Raw genomic sequence first — 21941 nt, 5'->3', positions numbered from 1 at the left:
CTAAATTAGGCGTTGTCACACGGCGGCCATTCACTCTCTTTTAATATTTGATTTTGAATAAGACGTTGACGCTTACTTTCAATAACCTGTTTTAATTCATCTCTAATTAATCTTACCGCTGGCGTAATAAGATGCCGGCTAGGCAGCATGAGCCACATTTCAGTTAGCGGTACGTGGTAACCAGTCAAAATACGCTGCAGCTTTGTGCTCAGTAAATCCCCCGCAACGTCTATACATGACTTTTTAGCTATCCCCTCTCCATCTACGCACCAGCGCCGAACAATATCACCGTCATTCACAGCGCGATTACTGTTCACTTTCACTTTAACTCTCTCGCCCTCGTTGATAAGTTCCCACGTATTGTGGGTTTGGTCGTAGAGCTTATAAAGAAGTGCGTTGTGCTGCGCTAAATCAGTCAAAGTTGTAGGCTCACCGTTTCTTTCTAAATAATCGGGAGACGCGCAAATCACATGCGGAATATTGCACACTTTAAAACCATACATCTGCGATTCTTTAACCGCTTCTTTTGTCATGGCTCTAAGTGCTACATCTACACCATCGCGGTAGAAGTCCACCCGACTGTCGCTCACATGTAATCGCAATGAAAGTTCTGGATTTTCGCGTTGCACTTTATTTAGCAGTTCACGCATTAAGTTGCGACCCATTTCCGAAGACATCGCCATGCGAAGCTCACCATGAATACTCTGCTTCTGCTCTGTTACTAATGCAAGGCCCTGCTGTAAGGTGTCGAGTGCCTGCTTTGCCATAGGCAAATACTGCTCTCCTTCAGGTGACAATCGAATTTTGCGTGTACTTCGCACGAATAGCGCTACGCCAAGCTGCTCTTCTAGACGTTTAACCGCCATACTTGCAGCAGATGAGCTAATATCAAGTTTTATCGCAGCAGTGGTTATCGAGCCCACTTCAGCCACCTTTACGAACACAGACAGGTCTTCGGTTTTCATACTTCCCTCAACGTTTATTTCACTCTTTTGATTTCAAGGCGGAAAAGACAAAGCAAAATGGATCACCTCTATTATCCACATTTTCAGGAAAGTCTTTATTGATTTTGGTCGTTTATGAGACTTATTCGAAATAATAGACTGTGCCTGTCTGTTAAATAAAACCTACGACCAACAATTAGGAGGTTTGAATGAAACCAACGAAACGAAACAAGCTGACAGTAGCATCGCTATTATTGAGCACCTGTTTTCTTCTTGTACCCGGCGCACAAGCACAAGACAAAGTTATTGCAGCCAAGGATGTAGAGTGGGGTTACTTGAACCCAGCCCGTGGCGACAAAAGCCCCGGGGCAGCAGACTTGTGGGGAGACCGAACAAAAGACACGGCAACGGGGATGTTAGTGCGATTTAACAAAGGCTTTGAATCACCACCGCACATTCACAACATAACCTATAGAGGTATTGTGATTGAAGGTAAAATGCACAATGACGATCCAAACGCAGCAAAGATGTGGATGCCAACAGGTTCGTTTTGGACCCAGCCAGCAGGTGAAAATCACACCACTGCGGCAAACGACAAAACCAACCTGATTTACCTGGAAATTGATGAAGGCCCATACCTTGTAAAGCCATCAAAAGAACATTTTGACAACGGTGAAAGGCCCATCAACGTTCACGCAGACAATATGGTGTGGCTGCACGAAACAGATACCGCAAATATTTCGGCAACAGGTGTTTCTTCAGCCTACCTGTGGGGAGATACACATTCACTTTATGGCTCGTTTGTTAAACTGCCCCAAGGCTTTGAAGGTGAGATAGTAGCGAAATCTGACGAATTCAAAGCAGTCGTAATCAGTGGGAGCTTGAAATATGACAACGTTAAAACGCTTGATCCAGGTAGCTATTTTACTCTGTCTAAAGGTGCACACTCACGCATTGAAAACGAAGGTAACAAGCCTTCAATCGTATACGTTCGTGCAACATCACCTTATCACGTGACAGATTCCAAGTGATAAGAAATGTTAAGCATAAAAAACGCCCATTTAAGGGCGTTTTGCTAAAGCAGGTTTATAACACAAGTGCTGTTACACTTCTCGACACGATGAAGTTACTCTAGGCTCAATAGTGCCAGCGCGTCTGTAAGTGTTACTGCTTTCAGAGTTTTCTTTTACGTTGCGTAAATTATAACGTATAGCAGCGGCATGACAGTCTTGGACATCACGATACTCCCTAACGAAATTACCCCGTTCGTCATAAAGTGCAATCGCACCGCTGTTAACTTCTGGTTGCTGCTGAGCGATTTCCGTTGTGTCACATGCCGCTAATAAAATAACTGACGCTGCCAGTAGTAATCTCATACCTAAGTCCTTCTGTCTAATGTTACTTTTAAATGTAAGCTAGATAATTCAACTAAGCAAATATATTGAATAAAAAGCAATCAATTGAGATTCTGCAGCACTCTGTCTAACCGCTTGTTTCGTATGGCGACTCGTTAATTAAAAGCGATAGGCATTAGTACGTTTTTTTCAGCTCACGTACGCGGGGCATTTCCCCTCTTGCTCCGCTTATTTGCTAGGTATTCAGCAATCATAGAATAACCGTTTTGCCTTGCAAGCTGCTCTGGTGTATTGCCATCATAACCTTTCAAATCTAACCTAGCTCCTGCTTCCACCAATACTTTCGCTGCCTCTAAATGCCCATGCCACACTGCGTCATGAAGCGGTGTATACCCGTTGTTAGGACCTTGCGCGTTAAGCACTTCCTGAAAGCCAGGATATTGACTAAGTAACGTCAGCATGTCTGCACGCCCAAAATATGCGGCTTTGTGTAAAGCAATTGCGGCCATGTAGGCGCCGGTAAGCGTTTGATCTGCGCCGTTATCTAGCAACAGCTTTGCTACTTTCAGGTAGCCTTTCATCGCTGCAAGCAGCAGCGCGCTATGAAAATCACTGCCTTGTTTCAATACGGGCGCAACCGCATTAACGTCATACCCTTTTTCTAGCAGCACTTTTATTTCAGCTACCATTTCTTCTTCAGACAGCGCTTGGTTGGCAACAACCATATAAATGGCTGCTTTTTCTTGCGCTTGCTGCAGCGTTTTCTCTTTATGAGCCGCAAATAGCGCGTTAATAGTGGCAACATCTTCATTTAACGCTTTATCGTTTGCTTTTGTACCGCTTCGATTAAACCCAAGGGCTGTAGCGCCTGCCGCTGAAATAACGGTGGTATCGATGTCGGGCAAACTTAATAAATATTCCACCGCGGGAATATTTCTGTGCCACACGGCCAATAACAGTGGCGTTCCGCCCAGGCGTACTGACTGCAAGTTTACGAATGCTCCCTCTTTCACAAGCAGTTTAACAAGGTCTAAGTTCCTTCCTTGAACAGCCAGATGAAGCGGCGCTACCCCCATTAATCTATCGAGTCCGTTAACATCTTCGCCGCTGTCTATAAGTGCCTTAACACGTTGTATATCGTTATCCCACACTGCTTTGTGCAGCGGTGTTAGGTTCTGATTTATGTTGCTTTCAAACTTACTTGAATAAAGCGCCCCGATTGCTTCGTTTGCCACGGCTTCGCTAAACGAAGCGGTAATGCCCATGCCAGAGAGCACAATTAACGCCAGAGACTGGCTGGTTTTTCTTGTAAACAGGATAGGTTTATTCATTGTCTCGCCTAACTTTTTAAATGCTTTTTGTCCTGGTTTTAAATTCTGGTTTTGAGTTTTTAGCACGTTGTTAATCTCTACAAAGGACTAACAACGTAACTGTCGATGATTACTTTACCTTCGGTATCAATATGCACATGCCAGCGCTCTTTTACCTGTACCTCAACCGATTCCCCTTTAAAGTCAGACGACTCAAATGTGTCAGCGCTAAGGTTAATTCGAAGGTCTACTGTAAATCCATTGGGCTTCGCTGAATCAGCATCGGGTTTGATATCAATTTGATCTACACGGTGCTCACAGTTAGGTTTAAACGTCTTGCGTGCCCACGCGTACCAGTCGTTGAATCCAGCATGGCCTTGAAATCGCCCCTCTGGCGCTTGCCAGACAACCTCCTCGCTGAGATTCGGTAGAAACGCTTCACTTGACGCTGGTAATTGATCGAACTGCCCAAACCACGTCGTTACAAACTGTTTAATACGCAATTCTGGTGAGTTCATCAAAACATCAATAGCATCGGCTACCCGCTTACCATGTTGATCACCACGGGCCTGAACGTCTGAAAGCGTGTTGTAAACACCTTCAATGTACACCATGCGATGGCTGTAAATTGGCTTGTGGTACTGCATTTTTGCAAGGTAAGCGAGCTGTTCTAGCGGGCGTAAGAATTCTTCCACACTGAAATGGTTATAGCCTAGCGGTCCATAAGACTCTTTTGGGCCACCTACCGAAATGGACAGTAAAAAGTGCTTATTCGCCAGCTTGTCTCCTTCAGGGCCAAACGCAAAATTATAAGTAAATACTTGGTCAATCCAGCGCTTAAGTAAAGCTGGTACAGAATACCAGTGGAAAGGAAACTGCAGTACAATCACCTCAGCGTCAAGCAAGGCTTTTTGCTCTGCCTCTACATCAATTGGGTTGTTAGAATAAAGGGTGTCCAAACGTCTAACTTCAATGTCGTCTATGCGCTTAGTCAGGCTTTGCAAAATAGCGCTATTAGCATTGGACTGGTCTAAATTAGGATGGCCGGAGATAACTAATACTTTACTCATTACTTCTACCTTTGCGTGATAATTTTATGGTTGGTTCAAAGTGAACAGATAGAAGTTTATGCTTGAACAACCTTTAGTTTTAGATGATGATTAACTCAAAGATTATTAGTTTAAAACTAACAATTAAATTCTAGACATAATTTTGGGCTTGAAACCCTTCGACCAATTTGTCACTTAGACTTTCAAGAGGCGCTATAAGTGAACGGCACCACATTTCAACAACTTATTGTTTTTCATGCTATTGCCGATGAAGGCAGTATTAGTGGCGCTGCTCGTCAGTTAGAAATGGCACCGCCGTCTGTAAGCCACGCGCTTAAATCTCTAGAAGCAAGTGTGGGCGTTCCTTTGTTCAATCGAACCACGCGTAGAGTCGAATTAACCGATGCGGGAAAGTTACTTAAGCAGCAAACTCATCATGCTATCGACACGTTAGATATTGCATTTGAAGAGGTCAACGCCCTTAGCTATACCCCTAGGGGCACGGTTCGTATTACCACCCCCCGCTTCGCCTTCCAACAGCTTTTGGCGCCTTATTACCAAGAGTTTTGCGAGCGCTATCCAGACTTAAAGCTTGAGGTATCGATAAACGATGCAGCCGTAAATTTGATTACCGATGGGATGGATGTGGGTATTCGCTTTGGTGATAGGATAGAAGAAGGCATGGTGGCAAAGCGATTAACTAAAGCCACTAAAGAATGTTTGTTCTGCTCACCCCACTACGCTAAAAAGTATGGCCTTCCCTCGGCTATTGATAGCCTTCAGAAACACAAGCTCATTCAATATCGTTTTATTACCTCTAACAAACTTGCGCCACTTCATCTGTGGCAAAACCAGCAAGCTGTGAGTGTTTCAATGCCGATTGCTATGGTAGTCAACGATACAGATTTGATGATTGATGCTGCCAAAAAAGGGTTAGGTATAGGAAGAATTGTTGAACCTATGGTGGATGAATTATTTGAAACTGGCGAGCTTGTTCCCGTACTTAAAGAGAACTGGTTTCCTTATTCAGGGCTATTTATGTATTTTCAGCAACATAGTCAAAAGGCCCAAAGAATTAGGGCCTTAATCGACTTTCTTGAAGAAAAACACGCAGTTTTACGCTAGCGCCTGTTGGTTTTTACTGTGCATCAAATCTCAACAGGCGTTAGTAACTTGTTTGCTTTCAGTGCGCTAGGGTATCGTTTTTAACTTGCTGCAGATCCGCCAAGCGGTCTTTCGCATTTTCTGGCGCAATCGCTAAAATATCGCGACTGCCCGCCTCCTCTCTCTTTTCTAGTGTCACTGAAGTAATCAGCCATTGCCCTTCTATCTTTCTAAAAGTGAAGTGGTAGATGCCCGAAACTTGCCAAAAACCATCATGCCCTAGCCAATGACTGGCAGTAAATGGCACGTTAGCAAACGCTATATCTTCTTTTCGATTAATACTTGGGTTTCCCAAGTTGTGGAATGTTTTGTCAAAGCCAGGCAAGAAAGCCGCCCAGTTTTGCATTAAGATCTCACGTTTTTGGGTTACCGCTTCGCCCCCAAACAAACTGGTGTAGTCTGTTGTTACATGTGGGGCAAACAGTAAGGTTAAGTATTCATAAGCATTGTTGTCAGCTAATGCTGAAAAGCTATTAAGGTTGCTGTGAATACTTGCAATGTCTTTATCACGGTTCGAATGGGATGTGGCGGCATGGCCCATAGTAAAAACTCCAACTAACATGACACAAATTATGGCTTTAAATTTCATTTCTGAGCCTTTAATAGGTAAACACTCGCCCTACAATGAGCTGTCGAAGTGAGAAACTGCGGCGTTAACGGCTTTTTCAACGGCTTCAGGTTGGTCGTAGAAGTCAAATTGATTGATGTTATCTAGCCAAATTGCATTTACCGAATCAGTCGCGTTTTCCAAATACTGATGTGCACCTTGTGGCAGCGCCATCGCTTCTGATGCAACCATTAAAACCGGTATAGTCTGTTTTGATGCACTTAACTGCGCATTATAATTAAGCCAACCGCTCCATGACGTCACGTTGAATTTGTTGTCGTAGGCAGGCAACAAACCTCGTGATTGCTCAGTGTAGTAAGGTGCGTTATACATCAAGGCGTTTTCATTTGTTAAACTTGCCGCTTCAATAACTAATGGCTCGGATTTGTCTTTCTCTGCCGCTGCTAACGCAAGTAATTGATTGCGATTTTCTTCACCGCCATAAATAGCTGTTGCCATTGCTTCATCGTGTAACCAGGGGGCCACTACTGCCACCGCACCTAACCGTGTATTTTGGCTTGATTGAGTATTTTGAACCGCAGCATCAAGCATATAGCCCGCTGAGGCACAAATGGCCAAGCCAGCAATACGGCTGTTGTCCACCTGCGCGACGTTTGATAGCGCTTTGATAACAGCCTGTATATCTTGCGTTTTACGAACAGGATCTTCAAGGTACGCGGTTTGGTTGTCATCAGTATCTCTTGACGCTCCCCAACCTCTAAAATCAAATGTAACAGCAGCGTAGCCTCGCTCGGCTAGTGCCTTTGCATAAACAGCTGGCATTTGCTCTTTTACTGATGTCCATGCACCTGTAACAACGACCACTGGTGGATTAGTAATACCTTTTGGCAGGTATAAATTTGCAGCCAAGTTGCCCACTTCTGTGTTTAACGTGATATTTTCCATTTGAAATCCTTGCTGGTTGTATTGACGATGACTATTTTTGTTTTCACTGCTTAACTGCGCGTGATTAGCGCTTAGTTGTTCAATGCCTGCTCGGGCTTGGTTTAACGCGTCTGTTTGCGATGGTTGTTGAGCGTGTGATATGCCCGGTTGTAATATGACCAGTGGCGATATCAAAAGTGACTGTGCAATTACTGTTATGGTAGTTTTAAGCATTTGGCTGTGCTCTTTAAGTGGGTAATCAATGAGCACAGGATATGAAATAGTGCGCCTTAGTTATTGCACATTAATGCTAATTATTTGTAGGTTATTGCTAAAGGAAACATAAAGCTTGAAGTCACGTTTAGCCTTTTTTGATCATGCGACACATCAACCTTCATCGTGCAAAGACGTACTAGATATTGCGTTTTCAAACGACGGTCTCGATTGGAAAGGCATCATTTTAGAGAAAGGAAAGTCGCCTCACTTTTACCCTCAAAATGTGTATACCCCTTATTTCTATTTCGCACTCGCCCTTGAAAGCGATCTGAATTGGAACATAGAAGCGAATGGAAGTATGGTTTCTTTAAAAACCAGTCCGGGAAACATTTGGATTAATCCACCTAAAACGCCATTTACACACGACATATCCGAGCCTTGTTATTTTGTTATTTTAGCGGTTGAAGAGCGTGTATTTTTAGACGCATGTCCGTTTAAGGTAGAACAAGAACAGCTGCAGTTTCTGAACAACTACAATGTGGAAGACGAGACCATAAAGGGGCTAATTGAGCTTCTGTTATTAGAGACACAAGCAAAGGGTCGTAATGGGAAAGCCTATTTAAGTAACTTATTGTCTGCACTTTCTGCTCATTATATCCAAAATTATTCAAATTACCGCGACCTTCAAGATTCCTCAGCAAAGAGTGTCAAAATAGGCAAGTCACAGATAGATAAGATTGAGCAATACATTAAAGATAATATCGGCAGTACCATTAGCGTAGATGCGCTGGCCGAACTCGTTTTTTGCAGCAAGTTCCACTTTTTAAGAGAGTTTAAAAAGAGTGTTGGGGAAACACCGTACCAATTTATTACCCAATACCGTGTTGAGCAAAGTAAAAAATACTTACTCGCGAATATTCAGTCCATGAGCGACATCGCGTTATCATTGGGATTCAATGATCAATCTCACTTCAGTCGTGTTTTCAAAAATCACGAAGGCATTACCCCAAGCCAATTCATTAAACAATACAGCACGTAGAATAAACTACTTTGGACACTACCTACTCAATAAAGCCCTTGCTAAGACTTTATAGGTAACTGCCCTAATGCCGCTGCGCATGCCAAGCCAATGGCAAAGGTCATCGCCACACTGGTGAAGGTGCCCAAAAGTACATATTCAGTTAGCTTTCTGTCTTGGTGTTTAGTGAGGTCGCCAAAGCGAAATATTGATTTAGCCGCAATAAGAAAACCTATAGCAGAAAATTGATTTAGCAATACAAAGGTAAGCATGAGTACGCGCTCTAAATAGCCAATTCGTTGACCTGCCAGTGATAAAGTTTGTTGTGCCTCTGTACTTATTGTGGGCGGGTCATTGGGGTGAGAAGACGGCATTTTATTAGCTAATACTTCATCGCTCCAAGGCGACAGCAGCTGTTTAATAATAACTGAACTGGGCTTGAGTACCGCCAAATAGGCTAAGACCACTAATAGGTGCGTTGTACCTACCTTCTGAAGTAGTCCCACTGCCTCGCGCCACTGATTGGTGGCATACAAAAATACGCCTAAGATCACGACAATGTGCGCTATTTGATCGACAACAAAAGACGTAGTGTTTTGCTTACAATACGATTTAATCACGTCAATTTTGAAGTGAGAAACGGCGACTACGATTGCACCAACACCTATACTTGCGATACTTATCGTTGATGAAAACAAGAACATTGCTGCTGCCGCGAGTATACCGTGTATGATTGCGTGTAGGTATAAAGGCAAAGCCAGTGCGTGACGTTCGTTTCTTTGCTGTACCCAGGTAAACGGTTGAAAATAAAAGTCTGCTAATAGATGCGCTAACACGAGTGCCACCAGCAGTTGAGGTTCAGCAAGCATTTGGTTCTCCAGTCACAAGCATTATGTTTTTTGCATAACCCGTCATCACGTTAGTCTTCCTTGGTCAATTGTTCCGTTTTTAATGAGGTTCCACCTTGAACCCATAACATGAGCGCTCTCTCCATATAGTCGAGATATTCTGCTATCAGTTTATAGTTACTGGCATTGAGGATTCGACTTACATTACTGCGATTTTTATCTAGTATGGCCGCTACACTTTCATGGCTCTTATCCGTGGCTTCAAGATACGCGAGTAAGGTTTGCGACTGGGTTTGTGTCAGTCCATTGATATGCGCGTCGGCAAAACGTGTTAAGAGCTGCGTTTTGTCGTCGAGTGTTTGTTCACCGCTACAAAAAGTAAGATGGTGCGGCTTTATGTTATCTAACCCTCGTCCTGACAACACAAATGCGTCTCCAGTCCCAGTTTTTACTTCTGAAGGGCGAAATTGCGCTTCTCCCACAGCAACACTCATTCGCACGTCTACGCCTGAAGCGTGCGCCTTAAGTGCTAGCCGCAATCCAACTGCGGCTGCAATGCTATGCTGTGGTTGTGCAACAACTAGCTGGAATGCGTCTCCTCGATAAATATCAAAGTCTCCACCGTAGTACTCGGCGTAGTATGTTAAACGCTCTCTCAGCGTAGCAATTATCTCTCTGAATTCAGCATCAGAATAAGACTGAGAGTTGGAGACGTCACCGGTAATCACACCAGCGCGCTTTTTTGTATTGCTTGTTAAAGCACTCTTTCTTGTCATTTCACTATGCGCCGCGTTGTCTTTTCTACTTTCAATAGACACTTTTTTCCGTTCAGGGGTCCACTATGACACGCTACTACCTCAAATTCAAAAACAATCACACAGCAAAATGTGATTATTATTAATCACAAAGCCACATGTGACTAAATTGCGTAACGGAAAGCCAAATATAACAAAGAACTCATAGCGGCTGTTGATTAAGTAGAATACTTATTCTACCCTAGAGTAGAATAAGTATTCTACTTAAAATCTGTTTAATTGGTTAACAAGCGATGTGCCAAGTAGACGAAAATAACAAACGTTTTCGAGGAGACCCGGTATGACCGCGCCCAAACAATCTGAGTTAGCTTCGAAACTAGAGCAAGCTTTTGCCCTTTACGGATTCGCAGAGCCTAATGTGGCTAAACTCAAGGACTACACTGGCACCACACTAAAAACCTTGTACAAATACTTCCCTTCAAAAGAAGACATGATTATTGGCGCGCTCGACTATCGTCACAGCCGCTACATCGCGTTTCTGGAAGAAAACTGTCCCTCGACGCGTAACGAAGCAATTAACCACATATTTGAACGCTTGTCGGTGTGGCTAACGACATTCGCTCCCAGAGGTTGCATGTCATTGCAGGCTTTGGCGAGTTACCCCAATAATCTTCAAATTGAAACCGCTGTTAACAACCACAAACACGCGGTGCTAACGTGGCTGAGTGAAAAGCTCGAAGACCCAGCCCTTTCAAACAGCGTGTTCCTGCTACATGAGGGCATGTCATCAGCATGGCCAACGATTGGTGATAAAGCATTAACCGCAGCGAAAGGCGCGCTAACAGTGCTACTTGATTAGCCCTTCTTAGCACTTGCATCAACCATTACCTTTCTCGTCTAAAGCAAAAATTCTGGAGGACAATATGAAATCATTGCCAAATGAAATGTACGGCGTGCAGTTAACCAAACATGGCGATCTCGACGCACTTACATTTAACGAAAACATACCTTTGCCTACACTCAGCGACAACGATGTACTTATTGAAGTACGCGCTGCGGGGGTAAACAACACCGACTTAAATACGCGAAAAGGTTGGTATTCCAAAGGCGACAACAATGCAGAAGATGCTGGGTGGGCCGGCAATGCGTTAAACCTACCTCTAATTCAAGGCGCCGACGTATGTGGCTATATTACCGCTGTGGGTAATAACGTGAGCAAAGAACGTATTGGTGAACGCGTCATCATTGAGCCTTGCTTGGTAGAAGTTGACAGTAAACCGCTAAGTACCCCTTGGTACTTCGGCTCGGAATGCAATGGAGGTTTCGCACAGTTTACTAAAGTCGCATCGCGCCACGCCCATGCAATAGATTCAACGATGACAGATGTGGAACTAGCCTCGTTCCCCTGCTCTTACTCTACAGCCGAAAACATGCTGCACAGAGCAAACGTAAAAACAGGTGAGCGAGTATTTATAACCGGTGCCTCGGGTGGCGTAGGCTCTGCTGCCGTACAACTCGCTAAAGCACGTGGTGCCTATGTTGTTGCCGTAACCAGCGAACAAAAGCAATCAGCCATACAAGCATTAGGCGCCGACAAGACCGTTTTGCGTGATGAAGATTGGCAACACATGGCAGAAAGCGAGCCGTTCGATGTTGTTATCGACCTTGTTGCGGGCCCACGATGGCCTGAGCTACTTGAGATCCTAAAACCGTTTGGCCGCTATGCTACGTCGGGCGCAATTGCTGGTCACGACGTTTCTTTGGATGTACGGACTCTGTATTTGAAAGATTTAACCCTATTAGGCTGCACTATTTTAGGACATGATGTATTTGCCAACTTAGTAAAACACATCGAAGCAGGCAATATCAAACCACTTGTATCGAGCACATTCCCACTAAGTGAAATACACCAAGCGCAGCAAGAATTTGAGCAGAAAAAACACATTGGTAAGATGGTATTGACGTTACAGCCCAAATAACGTCGATATGCCCGAAAGAACATAAACCAAAGTCCTTTGACGACGGGCGCTCCTATGAGCTTCGCCGAGTAAATGCTTGGCGAAGCTCTTAACACTAACTCTTACACAACTGAGCATAATTTTCTGCCAGCATATCTTGCGCGATAACGTGCTTCGTCGGCTTGTTCAACAAGCCAGGGCATTATAAGAAAAGCCACTGCTAATCGCGTTTTCAAACATAGGTATTTGTTTTTGTACTCTTTGTAACATTAGGTACTATTTCCTGACATTTTAGACCTGTACTTTGGTACAGCCTGTAAAACGCAGGCGTCTAAAAACAAAAGGAAATATAATGAAAAAGCTCATCGCGTTCACACTAACAATTTGCGCATTTAACGCGTTTGCTGATAACTGTGTTTATAACTGCCCCACTGGTCAATCTGGACAAACCATTACCCGCTCCATTTACACCCTAAACAATAATGCACAAACAAAGTTCGCCAACTGGGTGGCCTATCATGTAACCCCAAGCACTATTGACGGCCCATCAAGAAGTCGTAATTGGAAAGCTGACCCTTCAATTAACTCTGCGAATACTTTAGAGCCGAATGATTACAGCGGAGCATGGGCTATAATTGGCACTGACCGCGGCCATCAAGTTCCTCTTGCTTCGTTCAGCAACACAGTCGATTGGCAAATGCTAAATTATTTATCAAACATTACACCTCAAGATTCAGACCTAAACCAAGGTCCTTGGGTGGATCTAGAAAATGCGGTGCGTGATGTAGTGAGAACTGGGCAAGACGTTTATGTGGTTTCTGGGCCGTTATATGAGTGGTATTTCGCTACTCTGCCAGAGGCAGATGAGTCGCACAGCATTCCTTGTGGATATTTTAAAGTCGTCATTACCGATGTTAACGGCTGGGTGGAAGCCTCTGCTTTCATCCTAGAGCAAAATGCAGCTCGCAATGATAACTTTTGCGCAACTGAGGTAACGGTTAATGAAGTTGAATCCAGAACAGGTCTAAATATTATGCCGTCACTACCAAGCTATAAAGAAAATGCTGTTGAAGGGGGATTAGGAGGCTTAACCGCTGCGCTCGGCTGTTAATAACCCATCTAAAAAGGCAGGGATGCCTACTTCTTCTTAAATGGCTGCTGTAAAAGGGCAATGATACTTGCGTTCTTCTTAGTGGCTGGCACGTCTTTTTGACCAATGGGCAATGTTTCGTCGCTAAACGCAGCACGAGGCGTAAAACTATTAAACAGCCTATCCCACCACGATACGCTAAACCCGTAGTTCGAATTAGACTCACTTTTAGCCTGGCTATGGTGAATGCGATGTAAGCGCTGGGTGATTAGCACAAGCCCAATTCTATCATCCCACTTTTGTGGCAGCCTAACATTGGCATGATTAAAAAGGGCAAAGCCATTTAGCGCCACTTCAAAGATAACAATAGCAATAGCAGGCACGCCCAGCATCACCACCGCCGCGGCTTTAATACCTAAACTCATAGCAATTTCAACTGGATGAAAGCGAAGACCTGTAGTGGTGTCGACATGACTATCGGCATGATGCATTTTATGAAAGCGCCACAACATAGGTACGGTATGAAAAAGTCGGTGCTGCCAATAGATAAGCATATCAAGTAGTAAAACACTTAACGTTACGATGGCTATATGAACAAGATACGTTGATGAATTATTGAGAGGCTCACCACTGTTTAGCAGTTGATTGGAGCTTGAAGCGTCAGCCGGCACGGCATCCAGTAAAACGTTGAAAACACCTATGCCTTTCTGCTGCGCCCATAAAGACACACCAACGAGTGTGGCCGGAAGCAAAATACGCGATACCAGCGCCCCCATTACCACCATGGACAAGTTACCCAACCAGCGTGTTTTCCTACTAAGCACGGCTTCACGCGCTGGCAACAGTGCTTCAAGTACTGCCATAAGCACAAAAACGCCAAGAAATACACTTAAGCGAATAACCGCGGTATTATCCAAAGCAAATTACCTTTATCACGTTAATTACTTTCAAAATTCAGATTACTTTTACTGCTACGAGAACTTTCACCATCATTCATAACCTGAAGAAGGCACTGTACGTTCTGACTTAGCAGCGTCGCGCTCTACCCTATGAAGCGTAGAAAAGCCCCCTACTATGCGAGTAATGACTGTTACGGCACAGGCTGCAGCGAACACATAGGCAAGCGTTGCAAAATACTGCGGCCAAATACAGAACGCCAAAAACACCAAAATGGTTTCAGTGCCTTCGGTTAACCCCTGCATATAATAAAAGCTTTTGTTAGCAAACTGGGGCCTATCTATTTGAAACTTCTCTGCTGCAATGGCAAAGGCTAAAAAACTGCTGCCAGTGCCAATAAAGGTAGCTAACAGCACCATTGCTGGTATGCCCCACTCTTGAGGGTTAGCAATGCCAAACGCCAAAGGAATAGAAGCGTAGAATAGAAAATCTAAGCAAATATCTAAAAAACCACCCGCACTACTGCTACTTTGCTGATAGCGCGCCAATTCACCGTCAATTCCATCAAAAACACGATTCAATATGATGCAGGCTAGCGCCATATTCCACCAGTTAAGAATAATAAAGGGAAGCGCAAGAACACCGATGACAAACCCAGCAAGCGTAACCTGATTTGGGGTAACGCCCTTGCTGTCTAGCGCTTTTATCAACGGTTTTAAAAGTGGCTTTATAAAAGGGGTAACTTTGGCATCTAACATGACATGTCTCTTTACTCGCTCTGCAGTATTTTTTTACTATTTCAGTACTACCTTCGACAGCACCTATGTAATACCGCTATAAAATTTCTATGACGTTGCCGCCTGCGGCTAGCGCATCATCTTTATCGTGTGTCACTAATACTGCGGGAATATTACGTGCTTTTAGCTGCGAAAACGTCCAGCTGCGAATTTGACTTCGAAGGGCTACATCTAGTTTGCTGAACGGCTCGTCAAGCAATACCACATCAGGCTCAGAAGCTAACGTTCTGATAAGGCTTACTCTGGCCTGCTGACCACCAGAGAGCGTATTCACAGTCCGGTCAGCGATGCCGTCAAGTTCGACGGCCACTAATAACGCGTTTATGACGTCGTGTTTCAATTGCTTGTTTTTATATGCCTTATCAGGCATAGCGAACGCAATGTTTTCGCCCACGGTCATGTGTTCAAATAAAAGCGCATCTTGAAACATAATACCCACTTTGCGAAGGTGCGCATCGATTTCGTTTATCACCACGTGGTTAATTTTAATTTGTCCAGTAACGCTAAAGGGGGCCTGAAGCTGTCCGGCGATGGCTTGAAGTAAAGTAGACTTACCTGCGCCGCTAGGTCCCATAACGGTCAGCACTTCTCCCTTTGCTACCTCAGCACTTAACTGAAGCAGCGGCTTGTCATCGCGATAAATAACGATGTTTTCTAAACTAAGCACTATAAATTACGCCCTTGTAGTTTTTGTTCTTGTTTTTGTGTTAGCCATGCGCTTTTACTGCACCGGGTCTGCGGAACGATTGCTGTGAGTATCTGATACCAGCATTTGCCTACTTCGTCTTCTCGTTGCAACTGCAGGCATGTACCAAGCGATCATAAAGCCAATTAACGGCATTACCGCTTGAATAATGACATACACCGCAGTAAGTCGCGTACTGCTCCCCGATACCGACGCTACCGCCTCGGTAGTAACAGTAGGGAGCGTCCCGCCAGACGCCAGCAAGGTAGGTAAATACTGGCTAAAACTAATTGCCAGCCCCAACGCCCATGCCACCATAATGGCGCTGAACAACGAAGGCAGCTTAACATGATAAAACACCTGCCACGGCGTTTTGCCCAAGCTCTGCGCCACCATGGCGTATCGGTTGTCGAACTTCCTATACGCCACCGCCATCGATAAAAACACGTAAGGCAAAACATAAACCATGTGCGCTACATAGGTGTGAAACCATACGGCGTTTTGAAAAACAAGCTGCTGGAACCAGACCAGACCATATAGGAAAGCTACGCCAGGTACCAATAGAGGCAAAAATAGAGAGACAGAAAATGCATTCTCAGCAACAGCACGCGCTGGCTTTAACTGTTCGCTTTCCAGCGTAAATAAAACAAGTACCAATGAAGTTGTACTCACCAGCACGCCAAGTAATAAGGTATTAATAAGCGGTGTTGTCAGCGCACTTGTTGCCGTATTCCAATGCAGCAGTGTTAGCCCCTCTGGCAATAGCAGCGGGAAATGCCATTGCTTAGCAAAGGAGTACACAACAACCGTGTATACCACTGTGCAAATCAAGATAATGTAAAACGCCATGATGACAAAGCCACACGCGCGTAACACTGCATCGGCAAAATATCGATTTCCACCTGAAAGGCTGCGCTTACCGGTGTAAGTCACTAATCGCTCTATACCAAAAAACAACAGTACCGCCACGGCTGAAACTGCCACCTGAACCACAGCAGCGCTACTTGCAAGCAGTCGCATGGACAAATCAATATGATTAAACCAGTGCATAATGGCGACAGCCAAAGTGCTCGGGTTATTTGGGCCTAGAATAAGTGGAATTTCTACATTTGAAGTGGCGAAAACTAGTACTGCTAAAAGCGGTAACTTTATCTGGGAAAAAATTGTCGGCAGCACCAGTTTAAAAAAGCTCGCAGTAGGCGAATAACCTAACGCTGTCCCCACCTTTACATACCCCGTGAGTTTCTTTTTCACCAGCGGCTGAGACATAACGCTTAGCGTCATTAACAAAATAAACGGCAGCTCTTTCAGGCTAAGCGCGATAAGTATACTTAGTCCTAGACTGTCATAAAGTAGCGTTCCATCATTCGCAGCGGGCAATGCCATTTCGCTGATTTCATTAACAAAGGGGGTTGTGAAAGCATGACTAAAATACGCATTCAAGCGCGTGGTGACTGCTGCAAAGATACCAGAAGGGCTAACTACAAATAAAAGGGAAATGGCCGCAGCCGCGTGGGGAAACACCAGAAACGGGCTTAACACACCCTGGATTTTGCCTAGCAGGGAAGATTGGTAAAACGTGGCGAGAATACAAAACGCTGCTATTACGGCTAAAAGGGTTGAGCCTATGCCCGTAAAAAGCGACAACCACATCATTTGCCAAATGTCTGGAAGACCGAATAGCGTCGCAAACACTTGCGTTGAAAAGGCGTTTGCGCCGATAGCTGGGAAGTAACCTAACGCAGGAAATATTACCCCTACCAGCCCTGCCAATACGGGAATACAAAGTAAAAGCAGCAAGCACCAGCGTGCAACAAGTGTAATGTGAGTAAACATTAGTAGCGTGCCCCGTAACGTTTATACCAGGCTTCGCGCAATTTATCAGTCCAGCTTGCATGGGGCTCGGCCAACAGCACCGCTGACTGAGGTTTGTCGAGGGCAGATTTGTGCACAGCCTCGTCTTTAAACAGCATAGCTTGTGCTTGTGTCAGCGATGCCATATCAAGAACCGTATCGTCACCCCACACTTCCAGCTTTTGCTTCTCGGCCTGTGCTTCTGGCGAAAGCAAAAAATTTACTACTGTCTTTGCTGCTGTTTTGTTTTTCGAATTGTAGGTCAGCCCCACAAAATGGACATTAGCAAGGCTACCGTCTTGCATGGCATAGGTGCGAACATCATCGGGTAAATCAAAACGATTTACGGCTGATGGAATTTCAGCGGCGGTAAATGAAAACGCGAGTGTTAGCTCACCTGTGCCAACCAAGCGTTGAAGTTGTGAGGCTTGGCGAAGCATATACTTCCCTTGCTGCCACATAGTGGGATGCAATTGGTCCAAATAAGCCCAAAGCGCGGGCAATACAGCCTGAAGAGACGATTCAGTAACGGGTTGGTAAAACAAAGACTGCTTATCGCCGTTAAGAGCAATTGCTGCGTATTTTATAAAGCTAATGCCTAAATAATCGCTCGGCACTGGATAGGTGAAGCGTCCTGGCGCTTTTTGAGAGAACCGAAGCAGTTCATTAATGGTTTGCCCAGGCGTAGTGCCTAGCGCTTTCATGTGCGCGCTGCGATAATAAAACACCATGGACGCTTTCCCCCACGGTGCTTCCATACCAAGCGTGGGTTCACCAAAGTCAGTTACCATGGCAGAGTTCTTTTCCGGGCGGGTTAGCGCGAAATGATCAAGTTCTTTAACCCAGTCTTTAGCGAGCAAGCCATGCTTTTTCATTGCCGTAAAGTTTTCGCCATTTATCCATATTAAATCTACGCTGCCGTTATCGTGATTACCGGCCGCTTTTTCTGCTAATACGCGTGACACGGCGTCACTGGTATCAGCAAGCTTAACGTGCTGCAGTTCAATGTTAAAACGCTGGCTAACTTGCGCGGCGACCCATTGCAAATAACCATTTACTTGAGCGCTTCCCCCCCATGCATGAAAACGTACCAGAGGTTTGCTTTGTGTGTCGTCTTTAGGCGATTGCGCTGAGGTGCGCTTGAGCACCGTTGACGCACGTACTGGCGATTGATGCTGGCTCTGTATTTCATTGCCAGAAACATCAACACTGGGAATATCAAACGGTACCGCAAATGAATGAGAAGCCGTGATTAGCTGAGAACTGAAAACAGCTGACGCCAGTGCCAGCCCCTTAATGAGGCGACTAAACTTGCCAAAGCGGCGTAAACAAGCCGCTTTCGTGCTAACTGAAGCGCTATTGCGTGGCATTGAGTGCCCAGTCGTAATCTAAGAATTCTAGCTCTGCGTTATCTTGCTCAAGCACTGAAACCTGCTGACTCGATAGGTTTAATGCATCTTTGTATAACAGCAAAAATTGGCTGAGATTTTCCGTGTTTACGTTTTTAATACCTTGCCAACTTTCACTTTCCCGATTGGTGTTTTTTTCAAAATCTTCGCTGTACCAGTCGAATATTTTTGAAAGCTTCAAGGTGTTACCGTCCATTCTGTTGCGAGACGTATCGGCTAAAAAACGCTTGGTTTGTGCGTCAAGCTGGCTATCTAGCCTTGCGCCAACATACGCTTCTTCTCGCAGCGCAGGGCAACCAATACTGGCACAGTTTACGGCGAAATGAATTCGAGGTTCGTTATATCCTTCCGTGGTTTTATTTTGTCCGCGAATAAGTTCGTGCTCTATTTCATCCAGCGTACGGGTTTTACCAAGTAGCGGCGCAATTTCCTTTTTCCATGGCGACGAGAAAAAGCTGCCTAAATCGCGAATAGAGTCTATGTCTGGGAATTCGGTGAGGATTAGCTCAACGGTATAAGCATTGTATGCATTGATAAGAAATGCCAGTTGGTCGGCCTTGCTCCAGCCGTCAAAGGTACTTTTTTCTACCTTAGCTAAGCTATTTAAATACTGAGTTAAACGTTCCCTATCTTGTTTAAACCCATGGTAATCAACTTGCGTGCTGGCACCATTGTCTATGGTTTTCACATGCTCGCTTAGCAACGCACTAAACGGTTCGTGTAGCCTGTTCAATTGCTTTGGCACCGCTTCATCAGAGAGAGCAGAAAAGCTTACGCTTGCAGCAAGCAGCATGATGCTGCTTACTGCCAATCGACCAAATTTTCTAATAGTGATTCGTCTGGACATCGCGATTACTCTTGTCATTACTTGTTCTCTCGCCATCACCAATGCGTTTTTCACCGCTAAGCCTTTTGTCACCGCTAATGCTTTTTTCACATTAACTACCCTCTGCGCCACGTGTGGAATTTCTCTACATATCTGAGCAATTTTTCAGGTGCGTTTGCGCGCTTCCAATTCCCTGCTGCATACTTTGCGCCTTCAGCCCATGTTGGGTAAGCGTGGATAGTGCCAAGGATCTTGTTTAACCCTAGATCGTGCTTCATCGCAATAACAAACTCAGCCAGTAAGTCTCCTGCGTGTTCCGAGACGATAGTAACGCCCAGTATCTTGTCTTTACCCGGTGGCGTGAGTACTTTAATAAACCCTTTTCTAGCACTTTCCGCAACAGCACGATCTAACTCTGCAAACTCGTATCGCGTTACTTCAACGTCCATGTCTTGCTCGGCAGCGTCACGCTCGTTAATGCCCACGCGCGCTACTTCCGGATCGATGAAGGTTGTCCATGGGATAACGCGATAATCAACTTTGAATTTTTTAAACGTGCCGAAAAGTGCGTTGACTGCAGCGTACCATGCCTGGTGGGCGGCCACGTGGGTAAATTGATAAGGCCCTACTACATCGCCAGCGGCAAAGATATTAGGCATCAGGGTTTGCAAGTATTCGTCTGTTTCAATTGTTCTATCAAATTGAATACCTAAGTCTTCCAGACCAAAACCATGTAAACGGGCTTTTCGTCCCACAGCCACAATGACTTCGTCGTAGGCTATAGTAGATTCAACACCCTCTTTCGCTACAACAAGTACTTTTTCACCGTTTTGTTGTTCAAAGCGAAGCGCATCATGGGACGTCAATACGTTTACGCCGCTCTCTCTAAGCACAGACTCAGCATACTCCGCCACATCCGCATCTTCTCGGCCCATTAAACGCGGGGCACGCTCAACTTGCGTTACGTCACTGCCAAGGCGTGAAAAGGCTTGGGCGAGCTCACAACCAATAGGTCCGCCACCTAATACGATTAAACGTTTTGGCGCGTCTTCAAGTTCAGCAAACTTGGTCCACAAGGTATCAGAGGTGACATAGCCGCTTTGCTCAATGCCTGGTAATTCGGGAATAAATGGTGCTGCACCTGTAGCAACCACAATATTTTTTGTGGTTAGTGTTTGGGTACCGCCATCGTTCTTTTTTATTTCAACTGTCCAAGGGTCGATAATTTTCGCATAGCCTTTTACAACATCAACACCCAAGCTAGTGTAACGCTCTACACTGTCATTAGGCGCGATTGCCGCAATCACTTCGTGCACACGTGCCATCACCCTTTTAAACGACATAGCGGGTGTTACCGGCTCTAAACCATAGCTATCGGCATGGCGCATTTGATTGGCCACTTTTGCCGTTTTTATAATGGCTTTGCTCGGTACGCAGCCGTAGTTAAGACAGTCGCCGCCCATTTCGCCAGCTTCTACCAGCGTGACTTTTGCTTTCACCGCAGCAGCAATATAGCTGGTAACCAAACCACCTGCACCCGCTCCAATAACCACTAAGTTGCGATCAAACTTCTTTGGCTTGCTGTAGCCTTTGTACACGCGACGGCGATTGACCACTGCTACGATAGCTTTAGCTATCCAAGGGAATATGCCTAAAAGTACAAATGAAAAGATAAGCCCAGGTGAGACAATGCCAGACAAACTGTCTATTTGGGCAAGTTGAGTACCCGCATTTACATATACCGCGGTGCCCGCAAGCATGCCCACTTGGCTTACCCAGTAGAATGTCCAGGTTTTAAGCGACGTTAGCCCCATCAACAGGTTGATAAGGAAAAACGGGAATACTGGCACTAAGCGCAGGGTAAATAAGTAAAATGCACCTTGCTTTTCCACGCCCTCATCAATCTTTTTAAGCTTTTCTTTAAACTTGTTTCGCACGGTGTCGCGCAAAATAAAGCGAGAAACTAAGAACGCCAGCGTTGCCCCTACGCTAGAGGCAAACGATACAATAACTAAGCCTTGAACCAGGCCAAACAAAGCCCCTGCTGCCAGGGTCAAAATAGCTGCTCCCGGCAAAGAAAGTGCAGTTACGGCAACATAAATGGCAAAGAACACACCTATACTTAATACCGGGTTTTGAGCAATCTGCGATTGAAACGTATCGAGTGAATCCTTCATACCTTGAAGGGTTAGATAGCTATTTAAATCAAAATAAAAAAAGCTAAATATGGCGGCAACAATAACCCCTAAAAGCGCTATTTTCTTAAACATAAAT

21 protein-coding genes are annotated in these 21941 nt (G+C 44.9%); 6 read left to right on the top strand and 15 right to left on the bottom strand.

Features of this window, described 5'->3' with window-relative positions:
* Positions 1-5: 5 nt before the first annotated feature.
* The gene (locus tag BZA03_RS04070) at positions 6-965 is read right to left on the bottom strand and encodes a LysR family transcriptional regulator (RefSeq protein WP_110288041.1); all 960 of its coding nucleotides are present in this window, start codon (positions 963-965) and stop codon (positions 6-8) included.
* A gap of 188 nt (positions 966-1153) precedes the next feature.
* Between BZA03_RS04070 and BZA03_RS04065 the strand changes: the two genes are divergently transcribed.
* On the top strand, positions 1154-1975 hold the full coding sequence (locus BZA03_RS04065; protein ID WP_110288040.1) for a DUF4437 domain-containing protein: 822 nt from the start codon (positions 1154-1156) through the stop codon (positions 1973-1975).
* A 72-nt stretch (positions 1976-2047) separates the two neighbouring features.
* Here BZA03_RS04065 and BZA03_RS04060 read toward each other — a convergent pair whose 3' ends face one another.
* From BZA03_RS04060 to BZA03_RS04050, 3 genes are all read right to left on the bottom strand, one after another.
* On the bottom strand, positions 2048-2320 hold the full coding sequence (locus BZA03_RS04060) for a hypothetical protein (protein ID WP_039232628.1): 273 nt from the start codon (positions 2318-2320) through the stop codon (positions 2048-2050).
* Positions 2321-2493: 173 nt separating this feature from the next.
* Positions 2494-3630 carry an ankyrin repeat domain-containing protein gene (locus BZA03_RS04055; protein WP_110288039.1) on the bottom strand — a complete coding sequence of 379 codons (1137 nt, stop codon included), beginning with the start codon at positions 3628-3630 and terminating at the stop codon, positions 2494-2496.
* A 77-nt stretch (positions 3631-3707) separates the two neighbouring features.
* Entirely contained in the window at positions 3708-4679 is a 972-nt protein-coding gene (locus BZA03_RS04050; protein WP_110288038.1) for an NAD(P)H-dependent oxidoreductase, read from the bottom strand.
* Positions 4680-4877: 198 nt separating this feature from the next.
* Here BZA03_RS04050 and BZA03_RS04045 point away from each other — a divergent pair, with 198 nt between their 5' ends.
* Entirely contained in the window at positions 4878-5783 is a 906-nt protein-coding gene (locus BZA03_RS04045) for a LysR family transcriptional regulator (RefSeq protein ID WP_110288037.1), read from the top strand.
* Positions 5784-5841: 58 nt separating this feature from the next.
* Here BZA03_RS04045 and BZA03_RS04040 read toward each other — a convergent pair whose 3' ends face one another.
* A complete protein-coding gene (locus BZA03_RS04040; RefSeq protein ID WP_052247461.1) occupies positions 5842-6411 on the bottom strand; it encodes a nuclear transport factor 2 family protein in 570 nt (189 codons plus the stop codon).
* 30 nt (positions 6412-6441) lie between these two features.
* Positions 6442-7548, bottom strand: coding sequence for an alpha/beta hydrolase (locus BZA03_RS04035; RefSeq protein WP_258364576.1), 1107 nt, complete (start codon positions 7546-7548; stop codon positions 6442-6444).
* A 115-nt stretch (positions 7549-7663) separates the two neighbouring features.
* On the opposite strand from BZA03_RS04035, the gene BZA03_RS04030 reads away from it, so the two are divergent.
* On the top strand, positions 7664-8569 hold the full coding sequence (locus tag BZA03_RS04030; RefSeq protein WP_110288035.1) for an AraC family transcriptional regulator: 906 nt from the start codon (positions 7664-7666) through the stop codon (positions 8567-8569).
* A gap of 41 nt (positions 8570-8610) precedes the next feature.
* Here BZA03_RS04030 and BZA03_RS04025 read toward each other — a convergent pair whose 3' ends face one another.
* Both BZA03_RS04025 and BZA03_RS04020 read right to left on the bottom strand, forming a co-directional pair.
* Entirely contained in the window at positions 8611-9417 is an 807-nt protein-coding gene (locus BZA03_RS04025) for a DUF3307 domain-containing protein (RefSeq protein WP_014949292.1), read from the bottom strand.
* Between the two features lie 50 nt (positions 9418-9467).
* Entirely contained in the window at positions 9468-10214 is a 747-nt protein-coding gene (locus tag BZA03_RS04020; RefSeq protein ID WP_110288034.1) for a hypothetical protein, read from the bottom strand.
* Positions 10215-10491: 277 nt separating this feature from the next.
* On the opposite strand from BZA03_RS04020, the gene BZA03_RS04015 reads away from it, so the two are divergent.
* The 3 genes from BZA03_RS04015 (at position 10492) to BZA03_RS04005 (ending at position 13220) form a co-directional block, all read left to right on the top strand.
* The gene (locus BZA03_RS04015) at positions 10492-11010 is read left to right on the top strand and encodes a TetR/AcrR family transcriptional regulator (protein ID WP_110288033.1); all 519 of its coding nucleotides are present in this window, start codon (positions 10492-10494) and stop codon (positions 11008-11010) included.
* Positions 11011-11074: 64 nt separating this feature from the next.
* Positions 11075-12130 (top strand): alcohol dehydrogenase family protein, encoded by a 1056-nt coding sequence (locus tag BZA03_RS04010; protein WP_039229547.1) that lies wholly within the window; start codon positions 11075-11077, stop codon positions 12128-12130.
* A 331-nt stretch (positions 12131-12461) separates the two neighbouring features.
* Entirely contained in the window at positions 12462-13220 is a 759-nt protein-coding gene (locus BZA03_RS04005; RefSeq protein WP_110288032.1) for a DNA/RNA non-specific endonuclease, read from the top strand.
* A gap of 26 nt (positions 13221-13246) precedes the next feature.
* Here BZA03_RS04005 and BZA03_RS04000 read toward each other — a convergent pair whose 3' ends face one another.
* From BZA03_RS04000 to BZA03_RS03970, 7 genes are all read right to left on the bottom strand, one after another.
* Positions 13247-14116, bottom strand: coding sequence for a sterol desaturase family protein (locus tag BZA03_RS04000; protein ID WP_110288031.1), 870 nt, complete (start codon positions 14114-14116; stop codon positions 13247-13249).
* A gap of 72 nt (positions 14117-14188) precedes the next feature.
* A complete protein-coding gene (locus tag BZA03_RS03995; RefSeq protein ID WP_069944188.1) occupies positions 14189-14854 on the bottom strand; it encodes a CDP-alcohol phosphatidyltransferase family protein in 666 nt (221 codons plus the stop codon).
* Between the two features lie 76 nt (positions 14855-14930).
* Positions 14931-15560 carry an ATP-binding cassette domain-containing protein gene (locus BZA03_RS03990; protein WP_110288030.1) on the bottom strand — a complete coding sequence of 210 codons (630 nt, stop codon included), beginning with the start codon at positions 15558-15560 and terminating at the stop codon, positions 14931-14933.
* 54 nt (positions 15561-15614) lie between these two features.
* A complete protein-coding gene (locus BZA03_RS03985; protein WP_110288029.1) occupies positions 15615-17414 on the bottom strand; it encodes an ABC transporter permease in 1800 nt (599 codons plus the stop codon).
* On the bottom strand, positions 17414-18802 hold the full coding sequence (locus tag BZA03_RS03980) for an ABC transporter substrate-binding protein (protein ID WP_110288028.1): 1389 nt from the start codon (positions 18800-18802) through the stop codon (positions 17414-17416). Before BZA03_RS03980 ends, BZA03_RS03985 begins: the two co-directional genes overlap by 1 nt.
* On the bottom strand, positions 18789-19778 hold the full coding sequence (locus BZA03_RS03975; protein ID WP_110288027.1) for a DUF547 domain-containing protein: 990 nt from the start codon (positions 19776-19778) through the stop codon (positions 18789-18791). Before BZA03_RS03975 ends, BZA03_RS03980 begins: the two co-directional genes overlap by 14 nt.
* 5 nt (positions 19779-19783) lie before the next feature.
* The gene (locus BZA03_RS03970) at positions 19784-21937 is read right to left on the bottom strand and encodes an FAD-dependent oxidoreductase (protein WP_110288026.1); all 2154 of its coding nucleotides are present in this window, start codon (positions 21935-21937) and stop codon (positions 19784-19786) included.
* Positions 21938-21941: the final 4 nt, after the last annotated feature.

Origin of the sequence: Alteromonas sp. I10 (genome assembly GCF_003201515.1) — a bacterium.
Lineage (GTDB): Bacteria > Pseudomonadota > Gammaproteobacteria > Enterobacterales > Alteromonadaceae > Alteromonas > Alteromonas macleodii.
The sequence above is the reverse complement of the archived record's forward strand: the minus strand, read 5'-3'. Positions and strand labels throughout refer to the sequence as shown.